The 20,407-nt window shown below is 51.9% G+C and carries 18 protein-coding genes, 1 pseudogene and 1 CRISPR repeat array; of the genes and pseudogenes, 10 read left to right on the forward strand and 9 right to left on the reverse strand.

Translation table 11 applies throughout. The annotated features are described in order from the left end of the window. Positions 1 to 40: 40 nt before the first annotated feature. The 9 genes from QQ91_RS12550 (at position 41) to QQ91_RS12590 (ending at position 12,417) form a co-directional block, all read left to right on the forward strand. On the forward strand, positions 41 to 1,366 hold the full coding sequence (locus tag QQ91_RS12550; protein ID WP_166282573.1) for a TIGR02710 family CRISPR-associated CARF protein: 1,326 nt from the start codon (positions 41 to 43) through the stop codon (positions 1,364 to 1,366). Positions 1,367 to 1,469: 103 nt separating this feature from the next. After that, positions 1,470 to 1,748 (forward strand): CRISPR-associated endonuclease Cas2, Ssr7093 family, encoded by a 279-nt coding sequence (cas2, locus tag QQ91_RS12555; RefSeq protein ID WP_166282575.1) that lies wholly within the window; start codon positions 1,470 to 1,472, stop codon positions 1,746 to 1,748. Positions 1,749 to 1,882: 134 nt separating this feature from the next. Beyond that, positions 1,883 to 4,814: direct repeats of the CRISPR family, unit length 36 nt; unit sequence GCTGACCGCTTGCCTTAAAGCGGACTCATTGGAAAC. 128 nt (positions 4,815 to 4,942) lie between these two features. After that, entirely contained in the window at positions 4,943 to 5,431 is a 489-nt protein-coding gene (locus tag QQ91_RS12560) for a hypothetical protein (RefSeq protein ID WP_166282577.1), read from the forward strand. A 267-nt stretch (positions 5,432 to 5,698) separates the two neighbouring features. Beyond that, complete coding sequence (locus QQ91_RS12565) at positions 5,699 to 7,363, forward strand: Cas10/Cmr2 second palm domain-containing protein (RefSeq protein ID WP_166282579.1); 1,665 nt, start codon at positions 5,699 to 5,701, stop codon at positions 7,361 to 7,363. Further along, positions 7,356 to 8,453 carry a type III-B CRISPR module-associated Cmr3 family protein gene (locus tag QQ91_RS12570; protein ID WP_166282581.1) on the forward strand — a complete coding sequence of 366 codons (1,098 nt, stop codon included), beginning with the start codon at positions 7,356 to 7,358 and terminating at the stop codon, positions 8,451 to 8,453. The genes QQ91_RS12565 and QQ91_RS12570 overlap by 8 nt, the downstream gene beginning before the upstream one ends. A 45-nt stretch (positions 8,454 to 8,498) precedes the next feature. After that, positions 8,499 to 9,320 carry an RAMP superfamily CRISPR-associated protein gene (locus QQ91_RS12575; protein WP_166282583.1) on the forward strand — a complete coding sequence of 274 codons (822 nt, stop codon included), beginning with the start codon at positions 8,499 to 8,501 and terminating at the stop codon, positions 9,318 to 9,320. Positions 9,321 to 9,325: 5 nt separating this feature from the next. Beyond that, entirely contained in the window at positions 9,326 to 9,712 is a 387-nt protein-coding gene (locus QQ91_RS12580; protein ID WP_166282585.1) for a hypothetical protein, read from the forward strand. Between the two features lie 2 nt (positions 9,713 to 9,714). Next, the gene (locus tag QQ91_RS12585) at positions 9,715 to 11,409 is read left to right on the forward strand and encodes an RAMP superfamily protein (RefSeq protein WP_166282587.1); all 1,695 of its coding nucleotides are present in this window, start codon (positions 9,715 to 9,717) and stop codon (positions 11,407 to 11,409) included. A gap of 210 nt (positions 11,410 to 11,619) precedes the next feature. Beyond that, a complete protein-coding gene (locus QQ91_RS12590) occupies positions 11,620 to 12,417 on the forward strand; it encodes a putative CRISPR-associated protein (RefSeq protein ID WP_236096183.1) in 798 nt (265 codons plus the stop codon). Positions 12,418 to 12,640: 223 nt separating this feature from the next. Here the strand turns inward: QQ91_RS12590 and QQ91_RS12600 are convergent, their stop codons facing one another. From QQ91_RS12600 to QQ91_RS12635, 8 genes are all read right to left on the reverse strand, one after another. Next, the gene (locus tag QQ91_RS12600) at positions 12,641 to 13,246 is read right to left on the reverse strand and encodes a cupin domain-containing protein (protein WP_166282591.1); all 606 of its coding nucleotides are present in this window, start codon (positions 13,244 to 13,246) and stop codon (positions 12,641 to 12,643) included. A gap of 15 nt (positions 13,247 to 13,261) precedes the next feature. Beyond that, positions 13,262 to 13,840: a sigma-70 family RNA polymerase sigma factor gene (locus QQ91_RS12605; RefSeq protein ID WP_166282593.1), complete on the reverse strand. Its 579-nt coding sequence runs from the start codon at positions 13,838 to 13,840 to the stop codon at positions 13,262 to 13,264. 471 nt (positions 13,841 to 14,311) lie between these two features. Then, positions 14,312 to 14,938 carry a ferritin-like domain-containing protein gene (locus tag QQ91_RS12610; RefSeq protein WP_236096184.1) on the reverse strand — a complete coding sequence of 209 codons (627 nt, stop codon included), beginning with the start codon at positions 14,936 to 14,938 and terminating at the stop codon, positions 14,312 to 14,314. Positions 14,939 to 15,003: 65 nt separating this feature from the next. After that, a complete protein-coding gene (locus QQ91_RS12615; RefSeq protein WP_166282595.1) occupies positions 15,004 to 15,402 on the reverse strand; it encodes a glycosyltransferase in 399 nt (132 codons plus the stop codon). A 148-nt stretch (positions 15,403 to 15,550) separates the two neighbouring features. Beyond that, entirely contained in the window at positions 15,551 to 15,964 is a 414-nt protein-coding gene (locus QQ91_RS12620) for a nuclear transport factor 2 family protein (RefSeq protein ID WP_166282597.1), read from the reverse strand. 107 nt (positions 15,965 to 16,071) lie between these two features. Further along, entirely contained in the window at positions 16,072 to 16,530 is a 459-nt protein-coding gene (locus QQ91_RS12625; RefSeq protein ID WP_166282599.1) for a cupin domain-containing protein, read from the reverse strand. Positions 16,531 to 16,616: 86 nt separating this feature from the next. Beyond that, positions 16,617 to 18,161, reverse strand: a complete 1,545-nt coding sequence (locus QQ91_RS12630; RefSeq protein ID WP_201277453.1) for a class I adenylate-forming enzyme family protein — start codon at positions 18,159 to 18,161, stop codon at positions 16,617 to 16,619. Positions 18,162 to 18,219: 58 nt separating this feature from the next. After that, positions 18,220 to 19,920, reverse strand: coding sequence for an aldehyde dehydrogenase family protein (locus tag QQ91_RS12635; protein ID WP_166282603.1), 1,701 nt, complete (start codon positions 19,918 to 19,920; stop codon positions 18,220 to 18,222). Positions 19,921 to 20,021: 101 nt separating this feature from the next. On the opposite strand from QQ91_RS12635, the gene QQ91_RS21660 reads away from it, so the two are divergent. Next, positions 20,022 to 20,156: a hypothetical protein gene (locus tag QQ91_RS21660; RefSeq protein WP_284707175.1), complete on the forward strand. Its 135-nt coding sequence runs from the start codon at positions 20,022 to 20,024 to the stop codon at positions 20,154 to 20,156. Here QQ91_RS21660 and QQ91_RS12640 read toward each other — a convergent pair. Beyond that, positions 20,139 to 20,407, reverse strand: a pseudogene (locus QQ91_RS12640) (hypothetical protein); the annotation flags it as partial. The gene QQ91_RS21660 and the pseudogene QQ91_RS12640 sit on opposite strands and share 18 nt — an antisense overlap.

Raw genomic sequence — 20,407 nt, forward strand, 5'->3', positions numbered from 1 at the left:
TCCAGAGCTTACTTTACGTCAAAGCTAAGGCTAAACAAGCATGTCTAAGGTTCTTTTCCTCACGGTTGGGGGTTCACCAGCCCCTCTGATTAGTGCAGTTAACAACCTCCGACCCCAGCGGGTCGTTTTTATTTGTTCTGATGGACCTCGGGGCAGCATCAGCCAGGTGCTTCAGGATGGAACCCCCTGCGAGATTCGGGAAGGCACCACGGTCAAGGATCGCTTACCTAATTTGCCCACCCACCTTCAGTTAGGCGATCGCTTTCATCCAGAGACCGATGTGGTGGCGCTTCCGGATCCGGATGATTTATCCGACGCTTACCAGCAAATCTGCGCCAAAATCCTTGAGGTTCGCCAAACAACCCCTGAGGCGGAGTTGGCGGCAGACTACACGGGCGGCACGAAGACCATGTCCCTGGCGTTGGGAACGGCGGCGATCGATCACCAGGTTTCGCTATACCTCACGAGTGCGAATCGCATCAATCTGATTCGCGTGGATCGCGGTGAAGCGACGGAGCGGGCTTCGACGCTAAAGCCTATCCTGCAGCGCACGCTGCATCAGGTGATTCCCGGCTTGCTTGAGCAGTATGACTATCCTGCGATCGCCTCCCAACTCCAAGATCTCCTGCAAACTTACGAGCTTCCCAAGGAGGACAAGGTTCATATCCGCATGCAGCGCCAGATCTGGCAGGGATTTGATGCTTGGGATCGCTTTGACCATGAGGCTGCATGGCATCTATTAGCCCCTCACATTCGGATCTTGCAGCCTCACGCGCTGTTTTTAAAGCGGGTGATAGGGAGTCGGGCCTTGATTGATCCTGAGTTTACCCCTGAGGAAAAAACGCGGGGGACGGGCTATGAATTGGTGCAGGATTTGCTGCTCAATGCGGAACGCAGGGTTAAGCAGCAGCGCTACGATGATGCCGTCGGGCGCTTATACCGGGCGCTAGAGCTGTTTGCGCAGATTCATCTTCTGAAGGAGTATGGTTTGCGAACGGGGGATGTGGATATTGAGTTACTGCCGTCCCCTCTGCGCGAGGGCTATGAATCCCAGCGCCAGTCTAGAACGGGAAAAATTCAGCTTGCGCTTTTGCAAAGTTATGAGGTGCTGGGGCAGATGGAGGCGGCGGACGCCTCGTTGGGGGGACTCTACCGTCAACAAAAGGAGGCACTCATTGATGCGTTGCGGGTCCGCAATTTTTCCTTATTTGCCCATGGATTTCAACCCGTTGGCCAGAATACATACGAAGCATTTAGTCAGGTGGTGGTGGGGTTTATTCAAGCAGGTCTCCAACAGGTATGTGCCGGGTCTAAGGGGCACCTTCCTCTCCAATTCCCTCAGTGTCTAGATCTTGGCTCAGCTTGAAATTCAGGGCCTTGACCCATTTCATGGCTGTTTAGCAATTTGTTTACGATCCTGCTCTGGGGTACGAGCCTTATTTGATTCGCTAGCGGAGGAGGTGAACTCTATGCTGCTATACGTGATCACCGATGATGTTCCAGATGACCGTCGTCCCAAGAGGGTATCGGATTTACTGGAGGGGTATGGTCAACGGGTTCAGTACAGTGTGTTTGAATGCATTTTGTCTGAACGAAAATATGCTGAGCTTCAGCAACGGTTGCAGGGACGGGTGAAGCTGAAGGAAGATTCTATCCGGTTTTATCCTTTGTCAAAACACACGTTGGGTCGCGTGGATATTTGGGGTGGAGTTGAGTTAACCCAGGTTCAGGGTTCAGTTGTGGTTTAGGTGCTCGATAGCTTGCTAATCAAGGGTTTTAGGAAATTATGATTGATTTTTTTCAACTCGTTAAGGTGGATTTTGCAACCTGCTCGAAATTGGCACTTGAAATCCTTGCTGTGATTAGGTTCTAATGGGGGTGGGCTGACCGCTTGCCTTAAAGCGGACTCATTGGAAACCATATTTCGCCCGCTCTCTCGTCATGTACTGGGAGTGCTGACCGCTTGCCTTAAAGCGGACTCATTGGAAACGGCTCCCCGTTACCGAGGAAGTAATGCAGGAGAAACTCGCTGACCGCTTGCCTTAAAGCGGACTCATTGGAAACCTGGGTCAGCCGTTCTGTGTACTGGACCCGCGTCCATTGCTGACCGCTTGCCTTAAAGCGGACTCATTGGAAACTTAGGCACCACTAATTTAACAGTAGCCTTGTACTTTTGGCTGACCGCTTGCCTTAAAGCGGACTCATTGGAAACCGGGCTGTTGCCAGCCCGTTTTTTAGTTTGTGTTATAGCTGACCGCTTGCCTTAAAGCGGACTCATTGGAAACCCCCACCTTCTCTGGAGGATGGCCTCATGGTAGGCTGCTGACCGCTTGCCTTAAAGCGGACTCATTGGAAACTCCTTTCCGCTGCAACCGGCGGAACCATGTATATGAGTGCGCTGACCGCTTGCCTTAAAGCGGACTCATTGGAAACTTAGGAGAGATATTCCTCATACGCCCAGGAGGAGAGGTTAAGCTGACCGCTTGCCTTAAAGCGGACTCATTGGAAACTTATTGGCGGTGCCGGTAAATCGGCCATGTTCCCGCTGGCTGACCGCTTGCCTTAAAGCGGACTCATTGGAAACTTCCGGAAAGTGCCGCGCGATGCCTGGAATGACAACATGGTGCTGACCGCTTGCCTTAAAGCGGACTCATTGGAAACAGGTAAACCTAGACAACCTGGACGCGCTGTCTAAGTGCTGACCGCTTGCCTTAAAGCGGACTCATTGGAAACGGTCACTAAATGGTGATTTTCAATTTTATTGTATAATTGCTGACCGCTTGCCTTAAAGCGGACTCATTGGAAACATCTCATTGCCTCACTATCCTTCAATGATGGATATACGGCTGACCGCTTGCCTTAAAGCGGACTCATTGGAAACTCATACGAGAGGATTAGCTTGTCTTTTCTGTAGAGTTCCGCTGACCGCTTGCCTTAAAGCGGACTCATTGGAAACACTCGGTCGAAAACCGAAGAAGAGCGCCAATCTGAGGCTGACCGCTTGCCTTAAAGCGGACTCATTGGAAACTTTATTTACCCTGACCAGCCGGTGGTTTATGAAGGTTGCTGACCGCTTGCCTTAAAGCGGACTCATTGGAAACTTGGACATGGTTTTTACCTTTGATAAACAACAACTAACGTGCTGACCGCTTGCCTTAAAGCGGACTCATTGGAAACCAAGGGCAGCCTCCGGTAGTTCGGAGTGGTGACCATAGCAAGCTGACCGCTTGCCTTAAAGCGGACTCATTGGAAACTAGGGGAGGGTAACTAAAGGTTCAACTTGGTTAGACCAGCTGACCGCTTGCCTTAAAGCGGACTCATTGGAAACTCATCACGCCCGTGAAGCGTGAGCTCTGTTTGGCTAAGGCTGACCGCTTGCCTTAAAGCGGACTCATTGGAAACAATTCCTGCTTGTTCATACCTGTTCCTAAAAAGTTAGGCTGACCGCTTGCCTTAAAGCGGACTCATTGGAAACTGACACATCGACCAACCATTCCCGTTCAGCCGTCTTTTTGCTGACCGCTTGCCTTAAAGCGGACTCATTGGAAACTCGTCTCTACCATGCAGAGTGAGTTCGGTCGAGGCTAGAAACTTGCTGACCGCTTGCCTTAAAGCGGACTCATTGGAAACCTGATCAGATCGTTGGCCGCGCTCTGATCTAGATACAGGCTGACCGCTTGCCTTAAAGCGGACTCATTGGAAACTTATTCTTCGTCGATCAGGTCCCAATCCTGATCCTGGGGCTGACCGCTTGCCTTAAAGCGGACTCATTGGAAACGCTTCAGGCTCTGCTGCCACAGAAGCAGCAGGTTGCCGCTGACCGCTTGCCTTAAAGCGGACTCATTGGAAACACGGGGTTTCCCCCGTCTTCTTCTTCCCAAACTATCCCGCTGACCGCTTGCCTTAAAGCGGACTCATTGGAAACTGTCGTATTGCCCGCCTCTATCAAAGCAGGCCGTCCCCGCGTGCTGACCGCTTGCCTTAAAGCGGACTCATTGGAAACTGCTGGCCCCGGTGCCCCGGGGGTACACCCAAATTGTGCTGACCGCTTGCCTTAAAGCGGACTCATTGGAAACCCAGGAATACCTCGGCTTTACCGTCCACTCTCCGGGTCGCTGACCGCTTGCCTTAAAGCGGACTCATTGGAAACTCGTGCCGCACCGATTTTGGGGGTGCCGGTGGGCAATTGCTGACCGCTTGCCTTAAAGCGGACTCATTGGAAACTTCCTTGCGTTACTCACTTGATAGTAGCCTAGAGGCTGCTGACCGCTTGCCTTAAAGCGGACTCATTGGAAACAGCAATCGCGTAGGGGAGACACCTGCGTATATCAAAAAGCTGACCGCTTGCCTTAAAGCGGACTCATTGGAAACTTTACTGTTAAGTGGGGAGGGTGTCCCGTGTGGATACGCTGACCGCTTGCCTTAAAGCGGACTCATTGGAAACGCTTGAGAGGTTAGTCTGGCCTTGACTACCATCACTCGCTGACCGCTTGCCTTAAAGCGGACTCATTGGAAACTACTCTTAGGATTTGCGTCGTGCGTTGTAATCTTTAGGAGCTGACCGCTTGCCTTAAAGCGGACTCATTGGAAACGTTCAAGTCGTGACTCGCGGAGAAACTACGATCTCTGTGGCTGACCGCTTGCCTTAAAGCGGACTCATTGGAAACCGATCGCTCAGTTGAGCTTTGGTCCAGCTCTCGCATGGGCTGACCGCTTGCCTTAAAGCGGACTCATTGGAAACTATAATGTCCAAGTACAAGTATTTGATGGTAAAACCAGCTGACCGCTTGCCTTAAAGCGGACTCATTGGAAACGGAAGCTTTTGACAGTGGCCGTTCTTAGGGTCTGGGGGCCGTCTCTTGCCTTAAGGCGATCGCAAAGTTGTCAGTCCCGATCGCCGTGCCCGTCGCTAAGATCATTAAGGTCTCTAATTTCAGCCTCTATGTTTACAGCGATCGCCCAGGACTGCGGCTATCAAGATCTCAGTTACACCTACGATCACGATCAACTCCTCGAACTTGCCGAAATCCACCAACCCGGACGGCTAGAGCAAATCACCCAAGAACGCGCCCTCCAAGACAGGCGCACCCCTTGGCACATCATCCCCTCCAAAAAAATTATCGACTGGGTGTATCGCCTCGACTACATTTGCGCCCTGGACAGCAACAGCATCACCTTTGGATTCGATGCCACTGAAATCCCTGAGCGGGTCGCCTCCAAACAGCAAACCCTCAAAACCCTGCGCCCCCTGTGGCAATCCCTGGGCGTCTGCAAAGTGGCCGTTGTCCTCCTAATCCCGCCCTCCTCCAGCCCAGATCCCCACTCGCTCAGCTACGTGCAAAGAGACCATCTCGTCGAAGAACTGTACGAACTGATCACCACCATGCATGAAGCCTCCGCCGACATTCAACGCCATATTCTTGCCTGGTAACCCTCATTGCCAATATTCCATCTCCAGAGGAAATAATTCTGCTTAGATCTGAATTCATTATTAAGTAAAGGCGAATTCCTCATAAACATGGGCGAAAATTCCAAAACCGATTCTTTAAGATCCAGCGCCCAACTCTACCTTTCCATCGAAGGGAGTAGACGTCGGGCAAGCCTCTAGCGTCCCAACCCAGCTCATACAGGTGACCTCAATAGCCATTGATAGAGGTTTCCCAGCTTGTTATGGACGCCGATAACCCATCCTATTCCTATGCCCGATCTCCCCTACACCATCATCACCTTTGCACCCGTTCAGGGCTTTATCGAAAAATCCCGCAAACTCAGAGATTTATACGGTAGCTCTTTCCTGTTATCCTACCTGGCGCGATCGCTGCATAATTTCGCCATTCAGCAGCAACTCCAGGTGATTGCCCCCGCCACCACCCATCTCACCCAAGGCATCCCCAATCAACTCATCATCAAAGGCGACCTGCCTCAGGAGCAGGCCCAGCAGCACTTTCAACACACCTGGGCTCAGGTTGTGACCACCTGTCGTCAAACCCTGGAAAGGAAAATCCGCCGCGATGACTACCAATGGAAACGAGCCTGGGATAACTGGAAAAACCACTGCTGGGAATTTTTCTGGGTCCAGTCAGACCCCGGCGGTAGCATTTCCGAAGCCCGGCAGCGCATGAATGATGTCAAACGCGCCCGCGCCTGGACAGGAATCAACTGGGTTGGCGAAAGCTCCACCCTGTCCGGGATGGATGCCATCGCCTGGCCGGGAATGCTCGATCGCACCCATCCCAAATATCGCCATGGATCTGCCGCCACCTTGAAAGCTGAAATCGATGAATTTTATCAGCAGCTGAGTGCCGCGTGGGGAACAGGGTTTTTCGATGAAACCGAACGCCTGAGTATCCCTGAACTGATCAAACGCCTCATTACCCACCCAGAAGTGCAAAATTCCCCTGAACTGAAGGGCGATCGCCTCCCAGAAATAGACAATCTGCAAAATTTTACCGACCTCAACCGCCTCGACAATCCCCGGTGGACCGGCTGGTTCCAGGGCGATGGCGACTCCATTGGGGATTATCTGCGCCGCCAAGCCGGGGATAGCGCCGACCCTGCTCAGGAAGAAGCCGCCATCCAGCCCTTTAGTACCGCCATGATTGAGTGGGCCAAAGACTTCAAAGAAGAGTTTGATCAGAACGAGCCAGGGCGAATCATCTATGCCGGAGGCGACGACTTTTTGGGCGTTCTGTACCAGGGGAACCCCCTCACCCTGGCAGACTGCCTGGACTGGCTGTATCAGTTTCCCGACCTCTGGCGCAGACACCGCCAACCCATCACCGTCAGCGTAGGCTTCGTTTGGGCCGCCCCCGGTGTCCCCCAGCGCGATATTTTGCAACATTGCAAACAGGCGGAAAAATCCGCCAAACAGCAGGGACGCGATCGCGTTGCCCTGCGCATCCTCTTCAACGGCGGCAACCATCTGCAATGGTCCTGCCCCTGGCATCTGTTAAAACCTATCTTGACAGCCTACCGCGATCGCGAAGGTCACCTCCACGATCAATCCCCCAACTGGACCCACCTGAACGAAGATGTCCAAGCCCTGCGATCGCGGCATGCCTTCACCCCCACCAGCAGTCTCATTGCCCTGGAGTTATTCAAGATTTACTTTCCCCATTGCTCCCATCAGGCCTTCATTTTGGATCCCAATCGCTGGTATAACCCCGACCCAGGCAACCCGTTCCAGCTAGATCCGCCCTACCACAGCGGTATTTTGGGCCAAAAAACCGCAGCCTCAGCTCCCCAGGCCGAATTTAACCAGTGGCTGATCGACCTGGCCCAAATTAGTCTGCACCTGTCTCCACAAACCACACCAAAATCGGCCCCCCCCTCTCCGACCGCATCAGGCTCTCATCGTGTTTAAATATCTCATTCTCCTCGATCCCCTTGGCTTCCTCTACGGCAGTTCTGGCCCCTTTCTCTCCCCCGAGAATCTGGTCGGGCTAGCCAGTCAGACCTTTCCCCCCCAAGCCCCAGCCCTAGCGGGATTGGTGGCCCATGCCCTGAGCGAAACCCTCAGCCCCGGCGATCGCCAACCAGCGCTCTCCCAACTGTTTGTAGCTGGTCCGTTTTGGTCCTTTAAGGAAAACCCACAAAACTTCTGTGTGCCAACGCCATTCTGCTATTTAGCCACCACTCCCGCCGATCAGATCACGGCAATGGGCACCGACATTCAGCCCAAAACCCTTGAACAGCTGCAGCCGCAATTTTCTGAAAGTGATCCCCCCCGCTGGCTCCGGGCCAATGGCCACAAGATCAGCGGGAAATTCGACACCCAGACCTGGATGCCCATTCAGCAGTGGAAACAGCCTCACATTGCCTATGGCAATCCCTGGATTAACCTGCCCCACCTGCATCCCCGACTAGAGACCGATCAGCGTCGGGTGGTAAGCGATGAGGAGCAGGGCAGCCTGTTTCTGGAAAATGCGGTGCAGCTGAATCCCCAAGTCTGCCTCGCCTATCTCTCCAATACGCCCATCCCCGACGGCTGGTATCGCTTTGGTGGAGAGGGTCACCTGGTCCAGCTCACCTGTCTGGGTCTGGCCCGATCCACCCAAGCCCTACTGTCTGAATCCCTGGGGCAGACCTTTGCCACCCTCACTCCCGCCATTTGGGGATCTAATCGCTTCTCCCTGCGCTATCCCCCGCAATGGGACCAATGGGAGGGGTCTGTTCACCTGTGGACCGATCGAGCCACCTCCTTTCGGTTTCGCCTGGGAGGAGAAGCCCAAGGTCCCAAGCGCCTTTCCCGAGGACGCTATGCCGTTTCCGCCGGAACGGTCTACCACCTGCCTCAATCCCTGGAGGCTTGGGAGAATTGGCCATACTCCGATCACCCTGCCGAAGCCGAATCTCCCATAGATGCAGAAACCCTGGAGGCAACCTGGTTTCCCACCGAGGGCTACTCCTTCAAACATTGGGGCTGCGGACTGGCTCTCCCCCTCAACCTGTAATATCTCACCCTAACTTTTTTGGTTAATTTTTTAGTTCAGTGATCTATGTACAAACGTGAATATGGCATTCTGCGCACCCTGGCTCCCCTGCATGTCGGAGCCTCGGCTGGAGAAGAAACGGGCAACCTCAACCTCATCTTTCGCGATCAATTTACCCAAACCGGCATCATTCCCGGCAGCTCTCTTCGGGGGCGGTTTCGAGCCGATATGCGAGGAGGGGAAGGCGATGAAAATTATTGGTATGGCCACCACGCAGAGAAGGGAAAAGAAGACGCCACCACAGAAGCGCTCGTCAAGTTTGAATACGCCTCTCTGGTCTGGCTGCCGGTGTTTTGTCCTGGCCAGCCTATTGTTTGGGTCAGTTGTCCAGTCTTACTCAAGCGTTATCAGCAAATCACAGGGATAACGGCAACCCTGCCCAAGCCCTACTCTGCATCCTCAGGACTCCCAGGAAAGCAGACGGGTGATCAGGGCAAGGTGTTGTTCTTTAACCTCGGCTTTATCAAGGTCAAACATCAAGTCGATCTAAAATCATGGGTTCCCTCCGGTGTTGATTTGGACCCTCACTTATTGCTGGTAGTGGATGACGCGGATATCAGTACGATTCATGATATGTCTCTCTATCGCCAGAGTCGAGTCAAGCTCAAAGATGACAGTAAGCAAGTAGATGGCGGCGCATTTTTTAATGTGGAAGCCTTACCGGAAGGGTCTGTCCTGGTGTTTCCAGTGGCCATCAAAGAGTCTTCCCAGGGAACCTGGAGTCCCTTTGGAGGGAATGGAACTCAACGAAAGCAGACCAGCGAATTGTATTTTGGCGGACTGGAGTCGATTGGCTTCGGGCGTTGCCAGGTCGTGTTAGGAGAATAGGCGCGATGACGATGAAAATGTACCACCTCGATCAAGCCGCTCAGAGCCTTGTTTTAAAAGCCCTACAGCGCGATCCAGAATCTTTAAGTCAAGCCTATAAGATGCGTATGGCAGTGGCCTACGGTCTAGAGCGCTTTTGGGGGGAAACGCTTCGACTGAATGGCCCCAAAGCCACGTACTGGCAGGAAACCTGGAATGAATTGGTAGAAATCCTAGCAGAAGCCGGTCTGGCCCTTCCGAACGACCGCCCCAGTGATGTAGAGGGCATCAAGAAAATGGCGGGTAAGTTATGGGCGATTCCAGTGGAAAAGCAACGAATTGCGATCGCCGTACTCACCCAGCTTTGCGACAGCCTTGTCTGGTGGACACAACGCTATAAAGGGAGTCGGTAATCATGGATGCCTCCAAAGTTCCCCTGATGTTCCGTGCCCAGATCCGGGGGCGATGTCAACTCCAATATTTGCCTCACCGTGAAGATCCAGACTCTGTGCTGTGGGTGGATGAATGGGTCGATAAAGCCTACCCCAACGGTCCAGAGTTTGGTGATGAGGTCCAGACGAAAACCTATCAAGTTTCCTGGCGCTTTGTCACCAATGGGGGTCAGGATGAGGGAGTGATTCGGCCTGTGATTGGTGCCTATGGGTGGCCCTTTTATCCAGGGAGCAGCATGAAAGGAGTATTTCGCCAAGCTGGAGAAACTTTGGAGCAAAAGGGTGTAATTCCTCCTGGAACAATCGCGCTCTACTGCGGCAAGGATGACACGTTATCACCAGGAGTGTTGCGATTTCATGGAGGCTACCCCAACAACTTGAATTGGACAGATCAATTAATCGATGTGGTGCATCCGCAGCAAAACTGGCAAGTTGAAACGGAAAACACTAAAAATAAACAAGGAGGTGCCTTTTCCCAAATCTCTCTCTACCAGCCAGAGCTAAAGTTTGGAATTTCTACCACTGATCCTGAAAAAGTCGATTGGGATTTAGTCTGGCAGATTTGGGAAAAGGGCTTAACTCAGGGGCTAGGCTGTCGCGTAAGTGCGGGCTATGGCCAGTTTGAGCACACCAAAGAGAAACCTCTCCTTTCCTTTCATCTTAAAGGGCAAGGTCCAGCCTCAAAGTCGATTGATGACTCATTAGAATTCCGACCCAATATTTTTCGGGCAGCCTTGCGCGGCCATGCCATGCGAATCTTTGGCGGGTTAACCACTGAGAAAAATGCCCGACAGATTGTTCAGCAGCTGTTTGGGGGCATCCACCAGGGCACCCACTGGGGACTATTGCAGATGAACTTCCAGCAAAAATCGTTGAACATTTCTCAGGAGAATGCAACCTATCGAGTTGAGGGAAAGCTGGTTTGGTCACTGACGCGATCGCTCCCAGCAGATCAGTCCAAGGCCTTGAAAAAGCTCTGTCAGAGTTTGCTGCAGTTTGCGATGGTGTTTGGTGGCTTTGGCAAATCTTGGAGAAGAGCTGATCACCGGCTCTTTATGGAAGGATACGAAGACCATATCATTGGCTGTCATTGGCAATGGGCCAGTGACTATGATCTGGTTAGAACCAATCCGGTACGACAGCTAGCGGATATTGCGCCCTTTATTGAGAAGGTTCGAGAGGTCGCCCAGACCTGGATGAGTTTACAGGGCTATCATCCCACTCACAACCAACTGGCACCCTGGCGAGAGAGCTGGCACCCTGACAATGTGTTGGTCTGGGGTCGATTTGCTGGAGATGTAGAATCAAAAGTTCGAGGGGTGGAGGATTGTCAGGCGATTTCCTGGCTGCACGAGCCGTACCGATATGAGTATCGCCAGGGTCAAACCATTCCCCTGACCATTAAAGGTAGCACCGTTGCGGGGGGATTGAACCAGATCGGTCGAATTTGGCATCGGATGTACCCGATTGTGACCCGCAAGAGAGACCCGAACGATGAGGCTAACCGGCTCCCTAAAATCACTCCCTTTTACCTGGAATTGCTCACTCTGTTTCCTGATGATTCAAAAGACTGTAAAAAATTCATCCAATTTCTTCAATCAGAACAGTCTGATTTTGAATGCTTGTGGGGAATTATGAGCAATCAGAGTCTCGTGTAGCTTGAAGTTTGAGGTGTTCGTCAGGGATAATCCTCTCAAAGTCAGAGGAGTTTGCGATTTTAGCAAGGAGACTGGCCAGAGATGCAAGCTTTTATCATAACGGTGGGAACATCCTTACTCTCTAATCGCGATGAAAGCATGGCACCAGAGCAGCGCCGCCCCTGGTTAGGACAACAATCCCTGGGCGATCGCACTCAAGCGCTTGCCTGGATGAATAACACGGATCTCGAACGTATCAGTGCTGAAACTAACACGATTGATCGCTTGGAACCTCAGGAGACCGATGCGATCTTCTTGCTTCGTTCAGATACGGCCTCTGGCCAAGAATGTGCAGAGCTTCTCAAAGCATTCTTGAGGCAGTCGCTTGGCCTAAAAAACATCAAAATTCGGAAGCTACCTGGAATTCACTACCAACTTGACCAGGGATCCTCACTAGAACAGATGGGCAGACAACTCAAGCAATTGATCCTGGATTGCAAAGAACAAAAACAAGCAGTAACCTTGGCGGCCACTGGCGGATTCAAGGCAGAAGCGATGATCCTCAGTGTTATTGGTCATCAGTTATCAGTTCCAGTCTGCTATGTCCATGAACAATATCGCTCACTCATCTATCTACCCTACTTTCAGTCTCCAGATCCGTCTGATGCTTCCCCTGACCACTCCGCAACTGTTTCGCTGCCTTTTTCCGGTCGACCCCGAGACACAGTCATGAATGTCTCTGACGTATCTCATCATCGCCCCAGAACCTGGACAAAGGTTGCTCAAATGCTGAAAAAACAGTCTTGGATCGATCAAGTCTCCTACGATCCCTCTGCCTTCAGTGCCCCGCAGAATGGAGTCAAAACGGCCAGAAACAAAAACCAAGATGGCTGTTATTGTTTCTGGCTGCACTTATACGATGATGAGAATCATAAAATTGCGGTCACCGTAGAAACCACAGGTCATACGGAACAACATCGTGAATATTCCATATTATTTCTCCGAGAGCAAATTGGGCGCCTTTGCTAGATAGTTGATCATCCGGTGGCGATGCTTGCACAAGTCCCGACAGAAGGTTCTGGGCTGCTTTCTGCTTCAGCGGCTCAAACAGCGCTAGCACAGCATCAACCTTGCCCTGCCACTGCAGTGATTCGGCTTGACTGAGACGCTTGCTTGACCCATCCTTTGTTCCAAGTTCTCCACCCGGTGAACCAATAAGCCCTTCTTGCCGTTGGGTGCCTGGGATGAACATCTAGAACAACCCCAGCAGATACTCATCATCCATCGATGTTCGAAAGAAAAAATGACAGCCCCCCCTTGTCAAGGGCGCGTGACCAGAACCAGGCTGAGATCGAATATAGTCTCCTGCACCAAACACCTCATCACCAATGATTAAATCTCCCTCTAACATATAGAGTTCTTCAACCGCAGCATGTCGATGATAAGGATACTGCACGTTAGGGTCTGCCTTGAGAAAGCCGACCAATTCCCTGGTGGTTTCATCCGAGTAAACAATGGCAATCCTAACGCCTGGAACGTCATGCTCTTGCCAATTGAGATCGCCAGATCGGATCGCTGAATAGGAGGGGGTTCGCCTAGCCCCTAGATCAGGGGCGGGCAAGTTCAAGCGCTGAAAGAGGTCATTCTTCAGATTCTGCCGCATGGGCATGAGGGGTTCATGGTAGGGAAGGGTAGTCACCGCTGACTGATACTCTAGCAATTCATCAGCCAACTCCGGATTATTTGCAGCCTGATCCGCAACCCAGGTTCTCTCCGTCTCATTGAGTAGATCAAGAACATACAGAGGTGCAAGCTCACAAAAACAAAAGTTCTGTGCGTCTGGAGGTAATTCACGCATATAATCTTCCAATGTCTACCCTCGGCTAACGTTATCGTCCAGAATAAGCTTCAACTTGTTTAATCCTAACCGAATTCTGGTTTTGATGGTGCCCAGGGCGCAACCGGTATGGCAGGCAATTTCGCTTTGTGATAATCCCTGAAAATAAGCCAAATCTATAACGATTCGCTGCTCTGGGGGAAGCTTCTTCATGGCAGCTCTCACTTGTATCTGCCGTTCTCGAATAACGGCATCTTCAAATAGATCTACGCCGTTTGAACCCGTTTGGATCTCAAAGGCCCCAGACAATAGAGGTTGAGTGGAGAGCGCGCGATTCATTTTTCGTAACCGATCTAAAATCCGACTTCTCGTTAAGGTGAATAGCCAGGTATCGGCTCTTCCCTTATGGGGGTCAAAGCGTGACGCAATCCGCCAAACCTGGGAAAACACATCTAGCACCACCTCTTCGCTCTCTTCAACAGAGTGTAAACTTTTGAATGCAAAGCTATAAATAATGCGAGCATAGCGATCGTAAAGCAGTGACAAGGCTTTAACTTCCTGTTGCCCAATTTGAATGAGCAGTGTAGCATCATCACACTCTGATGACTTATCCATGCAGGGGTGCTCTTATTGGAGGATGATCACGGATTATATCAATATCCAAATCCCAAGGGAATAGGTAGAAAAAATCACAGCAAGGGAGTGCTCAACCCTTAATTTTCAATACTTTTCTGTTTCTATTTTCCATTAGCGTATCTAAGCTAAGACTGATCCATGCAAGTGCCCCCAGGCAGAAGGACAGTGACCGTGGAGGATCTCCGAATTGGAGTCTCATCAGGGTGACAATCGACATCCCCGCAGCGCTTCCCCCAAACAATAAGCCTGTCTTGATCCCAGCCTGAGTGGCTTGAGTGCTGTTGAGCGCTAGGGGTACCATACTTGTAAAAATAAAACTCAGAGTCAAGCCAAAACCAGCTAGTACCAAGGGAGTTGGACTGTTAAAGCCTGGAGATATTCTTAGGAAACAATAGAGTCTTAATTCACTCCGGGGGACATAGTCATCCAGTTAGACTGGAAGAACCCAGCTTAATCGAGTTGCTGCGCTAACAAAGGAAGCGGGAACCACGGGAATGCCACAAAAGCTGAACGAATTGCAGTGGCATGGGCAGCTTCATCGGCACCAATGCTGGCCCCAACCGTGACGAGTGCTGGGGTTTTGAGTTGTGAGATTTCCTGGGTATAGGCGATCGCGGCATCAACTTCCAAGGCAAGGGCCAATTTAGCAATGTTGACATCTGAGTCTAAATTTCCTTCTCCTTTTTGCAGATAAGACGATACATCATAGCTACTGTCTGCAGTAACAGGCATAGCTCCTAGACCTTGAACAGTTTTAGCTAACGCGTCACGATGAGCCCTATGATCCGCTTGGTTCCGGAGTGCTAATGCTTTGACTGCTCTTCCCACCTCAGTATCGCTGAGTCGGCTGGCCGCAAAACTGTAAGCCCAGATAGCCTGATGTTCGTAGTAGAGGGCCTTATTCAAGATCGTTGCGTCGTTGGCAGCGGCAGATGGGGAAGTTGCCGAAGCCGAAGAAGTGAGGCGGCCCGAAAGCCCCAGCGCAGAGAATAGTCCGGCTAAGGCACCCCCCAGAACAATTTGACGACGGGAGAGCGATCGAGTGATGTTTGTCGGATTGAAGATGGGATAAGTCATGGTCATTCCTTTTGCAAGGGTCAGAACAAACAGGTATACGCTAGATTGGATGTCATTGGATCTGTCTAAACAGAATGGATCGCCTTTTCAAGGATGTCGGCAGCTAAAGTTGTGCCACCACTGTGAGCGATCGCTTGCTGCAAACGCATCGCATTTTGACGATAGTGGGGCTGATTGAGCACCTGTTGAATCAAAGCCCGCAGCTTCTCAGGCCTTAACCGAGCGGGAGATAGGCGTTCCCCGACGCCATTCCAGACAATTCTAGCGGCGATCGCCGGTTCGTCATGGGTGAGGGGAATGGCGATGAGCGGAACCCCTTGGGCTAAAGCTTCCAGGGTTGTGTTTAATCCAGCATGGGTAATCACCAGGCTGGATTGCTTGAGAAGCGCAAGTTGGGGCGCATAGGGAACCACAATCGGTTGCCCCGGCAACGTGGGAAGATCGGTGGCGTTGCGATCGCCCAAAAATCTAAACCCGCTGCTTCAACGGGGGCTTGGGCATCCAGGCACTGAAAAAACGTGACCCGATGACCGCGACGTCGCAGTTCCCGTGCCAAGGGAAAAATAGAGTTTAAATGTCCCGTCATCGCCGGAGACAAAATAGCAAAGTGCGTCATGGGTCTAAGGACTCCGCTTGAAGGGATGCCAGTAAAGCCTCAGGATTCCAAAACCCTGTTAACTGCTGAATTTTGCCCTCCAGGTCAATTTCAAAAATATCAATGCCTTCAAAGGTTATTGGTTTGCCCGAGAAAGTTGTCCCTTGCCCCACCCATTTAACAGCGGCTTGATTGCCATTAATGGCCACATACTCCTCGGTTAACCCCAGAGCAGAAAACTGCTGAACAACCTGATCAAAATAGTTCCGTAGGACTTCTTTGCCATACATGGCAGCACGGTCTGCCGGGTCTTGAACCACACAAGTCTCGCTGAAGCAATCCACCATTGCCGTCACCTTATCCTGACTTCGACTCGCTGAAAAATATTGACTGACCGCTGTGGCGATCTGATTCGTGGGTATAGTATTCATGCCTTGAGAGGATCTCCTGGAAGTTTAATCAGCAGTTCAATCAAAGATGTAGCGCTTTTCCACCCAAATACCATAGGATCCGGTGGGTGGAGAAAACCACGGTGCATTCAGACTGGAGCGTCTGGGATTACATGATGTCGAGAGGCAACCGCCATAACCCTATCCATATCGCTACAGTCATGGCCAACGCTCTGATCCATCTCCTTAAAAAACTTGGATGCGGAGATTCCACTGGTAATGACCAAAAAGCGGGCCGTCTGAGAGATAATTCGGAAGGTATGCAATTGTTCTGCAGCCGCACTGACAAAATCACCAGGACGCCCCACCATAGTTTGATCTCCGAATAAAAGCTCAACCTCGCCCTCCAGAATAAAAAAGGATTCCGCCCAGGGATGACGGTGCGGGGGTGGGCCGCTGTTCATCGGCCCTGTTAATTCAAAGACCTGATATTGAGTCTGACTGCCATCCCCCTCTTCTAGGATTCGGAGGGTATCTTGCAGAACCTGAAGAGTCTGCCCCTGATTAGGGGCGAGGAAATTGATTGAACCAGAACTTTGAGTCACCATGCAATTTCTCCAAAGATAAATACGTACATCAACACGGCAGGGCTCGCCTTAGACTTTGCCCAGGGGGGAGTGAACGGGCGGGAGACTTAACGAGTGAGGGGAACGATAGATGATGCGATCGCAAGATCTTTTAAGGTTTTACGGTGGATCTTTCCGGTCAGCCCCTTGGGCAAATCTGCCAAGTAGGTGATGCGTTCCGGCACCTTATAGGCAGCTAAACGCTCAGCAATGAAAGCAATTAAATCCTCGCCATGTATGGTTTCTCCGGCCTTGAGGGCCACAAAAGCCGCAACCCGTTCGCCCCAGTCTGGGTCGGGGATTCCGACCACCGCGGCTTCTCGGACAGCCGGATGCTCATAGAGGACAGATTCCACCTCGAGGGGAGAAATATTGGATCCCCCTCGAATAATCATTTCTTTGCTTCGTCCAACAAACCAGTAATATCCGGCTTCGTCTTGCCAAGCTAAATCTCCAGTCAACAACCACCCCTCGCGAAGCACCTGGCGGGTCGCGGGGTCATCATGCCAGTAGCCCAGCATGATCGCCTGGCTTTGGACCCAAATTTCGCCCACCTGCCCCTGGGCCACCTCTTGCCCCAATTGATTGACTAACCGCAAGCTCATCCCCTCAGAAGCTGGCCCAATGGATCCGACCTGATTGGGGCATGTCGGGCGGTTCATGGTGTAGGGAATCACCTCGGTCATTCCACAGCCTTGATAAATTTCGACCCCAAACTGCTGGTGCATTTGCTGATTGAGCACCGGTGGAATTGCATCGCCGCCCCCGAGGCAAAACCGCAGAGAACTGACATCATAGGCGCTAGCGTTGGGGGCATTAACGAGGGCATTGAACATGACGGGTAAACCCAATAGGCAGGTCACTCGCTGGGACTGCACGGCTTCTAGCACCAGGGTCGGATCAAATCGGGGGAGGAGAACAAGACTTGCGCCGATGCTCAGAGGTTCTAGCAGTTGCAGGGCAAACCCAAAGATATGGGCCATGGGCAGCATTCCCCCTACGATATCGGTGGGTGAGAGTTGAATGGCTGCAATATGATTACGAACCGTGTGGGTTAAAGTTTGGTGGCTGTGGGTCACCCCCTTAGGACGAGCTGTAGTTCCGGAGGTGTAGAGAATGGCTGCGATCGCATCAGACCTAACCTCTGGTAGGACACTGTCTTCAGTTGTGAGTTGGAGAAGGGTTGAGAAGGGTTGAGCCACTCCATCGCATCGGACGTCACCCACAAGATAAAACTGTTCAATCTGGGTTAACTCAGCTTGGACAATCTGCAGTTCCCCAAACAAATCGGCGTGGCTGATGCAAAGTCGGGCTTGGGCATGGTTGAGGATATAGGCAAGTTCGCCCCCCTTTAAGCGCACATTGAGCGGCACTGCGATCGCCCCCAATTTAAAACAGGCAAAGTACAGAAATACCAGTTCTGGACAATTGGGTAACAAAAACGCAACGCGATCGCCGGGTCGAAGGCCAAAGGTCATCAAAGCTTTGGCTAGGCGATCGGTGATCACATCTAACTCGGAATAGCTCCAGGTTTGGGTTGTATCAATCAGGGCTATTTTATGGGGATAGGTTGTTGCACCTTGACGTAACCAATTTCCGAGGGTCATGGCCATGATCTCCATTGGGAAAATATTGAGGGTGTTTGCAGGGGAACAAAAGCGGTCTTGAGTGTTAACCCTTAAGACCCGCGCAGATAATTTGCCCCAGCCTGCGCCAAGAGGGTTGGGCTTGGAGCGCCGCATAGTGTCGGGCAAGTTCTCTCAAGTTTCGATGATCGGCAAACCAGATGGGCGTTGGGTAAATGCGAAAGGGTGCGTACAGCACTGACTTTTGGGGATGATCAAAGAAATAGCTGTTATGCACCACCCCTTGCCCGGATTGAATATCTGGGAGGGGATTGCCTGGGTAGGCTCCCCAACTCGTCACCCCCGCCAAGTAGACGATGCCAGACCAAACATTGACGCCAATGCCGCCGTAGCGGAGGTCAGCGATCGCTTGATTGAACTGGGCGTGATAATCGCGTTGGGTTTGAGCATCGATCAACACCACACAGGATAAATTGCCCCAAATCTGATCATTGGCAAAGGGGACAGCCTGGGCTAGAAAATCCCCCGCATCGCTGGAATCCAAGGAAACTTCTGCCAAGATCCCGCAGAAGGCTTCTTCCGTCAGGGCATATTCCCCAGCCTGAGCTGGCACCTCAGGCAAAATCGTCCAGGGCAGTTCATCCGGGGCAACAGGCCCTTCTGCCCCGATCGGAACAGCTTGGGGATAATGAGACAAAAACGCCTGATAGCGGTCATGAGATCCCGGATAGTAGGCTTTACGCCGGGGAATTCGGCTCAGCTCTTCCTGTACCCGATCGAGAAAGGCTTGCTGTTGTGGCCACCCCTGAGCCGTGACTAACACTTTGGCCGCAACGCAGTTAAAGCTCGCGTTATGGGTTACCATGCTGGCCACTTGTCGGGCTTGGAATCGTAGATCGGCCTCAGACCAATTCCCCGGCACGACAAGGATCGGGGTAACGCAGCCCAGTTCTGAGGTAATGGGTTTAGTCAGCATGGGCGTATGATCAGCTTTTCGTCGTGTTTGCTCTGATTGGGCCTCCCCCCAAACGATGGCATCGTGGGTGCGGTGTGAACCTGTGATGTGAATGGCATCAACCTGGGGATGATGGCACAGATATCGCCCTAATTCAGATCCCCCGTAGGTTACTTCAAAAAAGCCATCTTGCTGGAGCGGCCTCAGGGCTTGTTCCAGAAATGCTCCCATGTAGGCATTCACGGGATTCATTTTCACCAAGACCACTTGATTTTCGGCAAAGAGTTTATAAAGAGCATCCATCGGGGCAATGGAGGAGATATTGCCAGCGCCTAACACCAGACAGAGGGCACCAGCCCGATTGTGGAGATCAACACGTCCTTGGGAGGCCGGTTGCCCAGGCTCAATCCAAACTTCACCGCGAAACCCCCACCACAGCAATCGATCCATCGCGTTATCTGGAAACACCTGGGCGATGGTTTGCCCGTTGGGTCGCTGGCGAAGCGTGACAGGCGTCGGTTTGCCATGGGCTTGAAGGCTATTGATCAACTGTCGTAAATTCAGCAGGGTGGCCACTGGGCCAGCAATCCATTCTTCACCCGCCAACGAGGACTGGGGATCAATCCCCTTGTGCTGGCAGGCGGTTTCAACCCAGGCATCGGCCACGGCGATCACGCCCTGCAAACAGGCTTCTAAATAGTGAATGCGATCTTCTCGGCTAACGGTTGCCCAAACCTTTTTGCGATGCGTCAAGGTTTGGAGTTGGCGATCGACCCTCTCGAATGGGCAGAGGGCAGGCACGTCTAGTTGAGGTAAAGAAATCGTGTCCATAGAGTATAAATCCCCTCAGCAAGCGACTGGGGTGAAGAAGCTGAGAAACCAAAGTCTCTTCCATTTGTTAAGGAATACGCTGGGTGATTGGATTTGGATCTATGGCATTGGATCAGGGTGTGGGGCTGATCGCAATCTTGGTTCCTGCCGCTGCCATCGCTGGAGAAAGCCTAACGCTCAAGCTCCACAGCCGGGGGCTGGACTACGGATCTCAAATATTAAGCGGCCTGTGCTAGGGAGAGAATCAAACTGTAACCCCCCGCGCCGCCAGCGAAGATCCAAAAGCGATGGGTCTGCGGGTCAGGCAGCTCTCCATTCAGAATATTGAGCAGTAAACCACCGGCTAGAAAGGCTTTGATCCAGGGAATGCTGGCCCCCGCGTCAGGGCTGACTTGTGACCTAGTTCTGGCGTAACTACTCAGGCTTAAAAAAATCAGGTCATTTCTGAAGATTGCGAAAAGAGGAGATAAGCTAGTTTTGCAAGACA

This window comes from Lyngbya confervoides BDU141951 (genome assembly GCF_000817775.3).
In the GTDB taxonomy this organism is placed as follows: domain Bacteria; phylum Cyanobacteriota; class Cyanobacteriia; order Thermosynechococcales; family Thermosynechococcaceae; genus Lyngbya; species Lyngbya confervoides.

Excerpts from the sequence above, each read along its gene's own strand:
- QQ91_RS12585 (WP_166282587.1), top strand. The coding sequence starts at position 9,715 with ATGGATGCCTCCAAAGTTCCCCTGATGTTCCGTGCCCAGATCCGGGGG.
- QQ91_RS12610 (WP_236096184.1), bottom strand. The coding sequence starts at position 14,938 with ATGACTTATCCCATCTTCAATCCGACAAACATCACTCGATCGCTCTCC.
- QQ91_RS12580 (WP_166282585.1), top strand. The coding sequence starts at position 9,326 with ATGACGATGAAAATGTACCACCTCGATCAAGCCGCTCAGAGCCTTGTT.
- QQ91_RS21660 (WP_284707175.1), top strand. The coding sequence starts at position 20,022 with ATGGCATTGGATCAGGGTGTGGGGCTGATCGCAATCTTGGTTCCTGCC.
- QQ91_RS12600 (WP_166282591.1), bottom strand. The coding sequence starts at position 13,246 with ATGCGTGAATTACCTCCAGACGCACAGAACTTTTGTTTTTGTGAGCTT.
- QQ91_RS12565 (WP_166282579.1), top strand. The coding sequence starts at position 5,699 with ATGCCCGATCTCCCCTACACCATCATCACCTTTGCACCCGTTCAGGGC.
- QQ91_RS12560 (WP_166282577.1), top strand. The coding sequence starts at position 4,943 with ATGTTTACAGCGATCGCCCAGGACTGCGGCTATCAAGATCTCAGTTAC.
- QQ91_RS12550 (WP_166282573.1), top strand. The coding sequence starts at position 41 with ATGTCTAAGGTTCTTTTCCTCACGGTTGGGGGTTCACCAGCCCCTCTG.
- QQ91_RS12590 (WP_236096183.1), top strand. The coding sequence starts at position 11,620 with ATGAATAACACGGATCTCGAACGTATCAGTGCTGAAACTAACACGATT.
- QQ91_RS12630 (WP_201277453.1), bottom strand. The coding sequence starts at position 18,161 with ATGGCCATGACCCTCGGAAATTGGTTACGTCAAGGTGCAACAACCTAT.
- QQ91_RS12635 (WP_166282603.1), bottom strand. The coding sequence starts at position 19,920 with ATGGACACGATTTCTTTACCTCAACTAGACGTGCCTGCCCTCTGCCCA.
- QQ91_RS12620 (WP_166282597.1), bottom strand. The coding sequence starts at position 15,964 with ATGAATACTATACCCACGAATCAGATCGCCACAGCGGTCAGTCAATAT.
- QQ91_RS12605 (WP_166282593.1), bottom strand. The coding sequence starts at position 13,840 with ATGGATAAGTCATCAGAGTGTGATGATGCTACACTGCTCATTCAAATT.
- cas2 (WP_166282575.1), top strand. The coding sequence starts at position 1,470 with ATGCTGCTATACGTGATCACCGATGATGTTCCAGATGACCGTCGTCCC.
- QQ91_RS12575 (WP_166282583.1), top strand. The coding sequence starts at position 8,499 with ATGTACAAACGTGAATATGGCATTCTGCGCACCCTGGCTCCCCTGCAT.
- QQ91_RS12625 (WP_166282599.1), bottom strand. The coding sequence starts at position 16,530 with ATGGTGACTCAAAGTTCTGGTTCAATCAATTTCCTCGCCCCTAATCAG.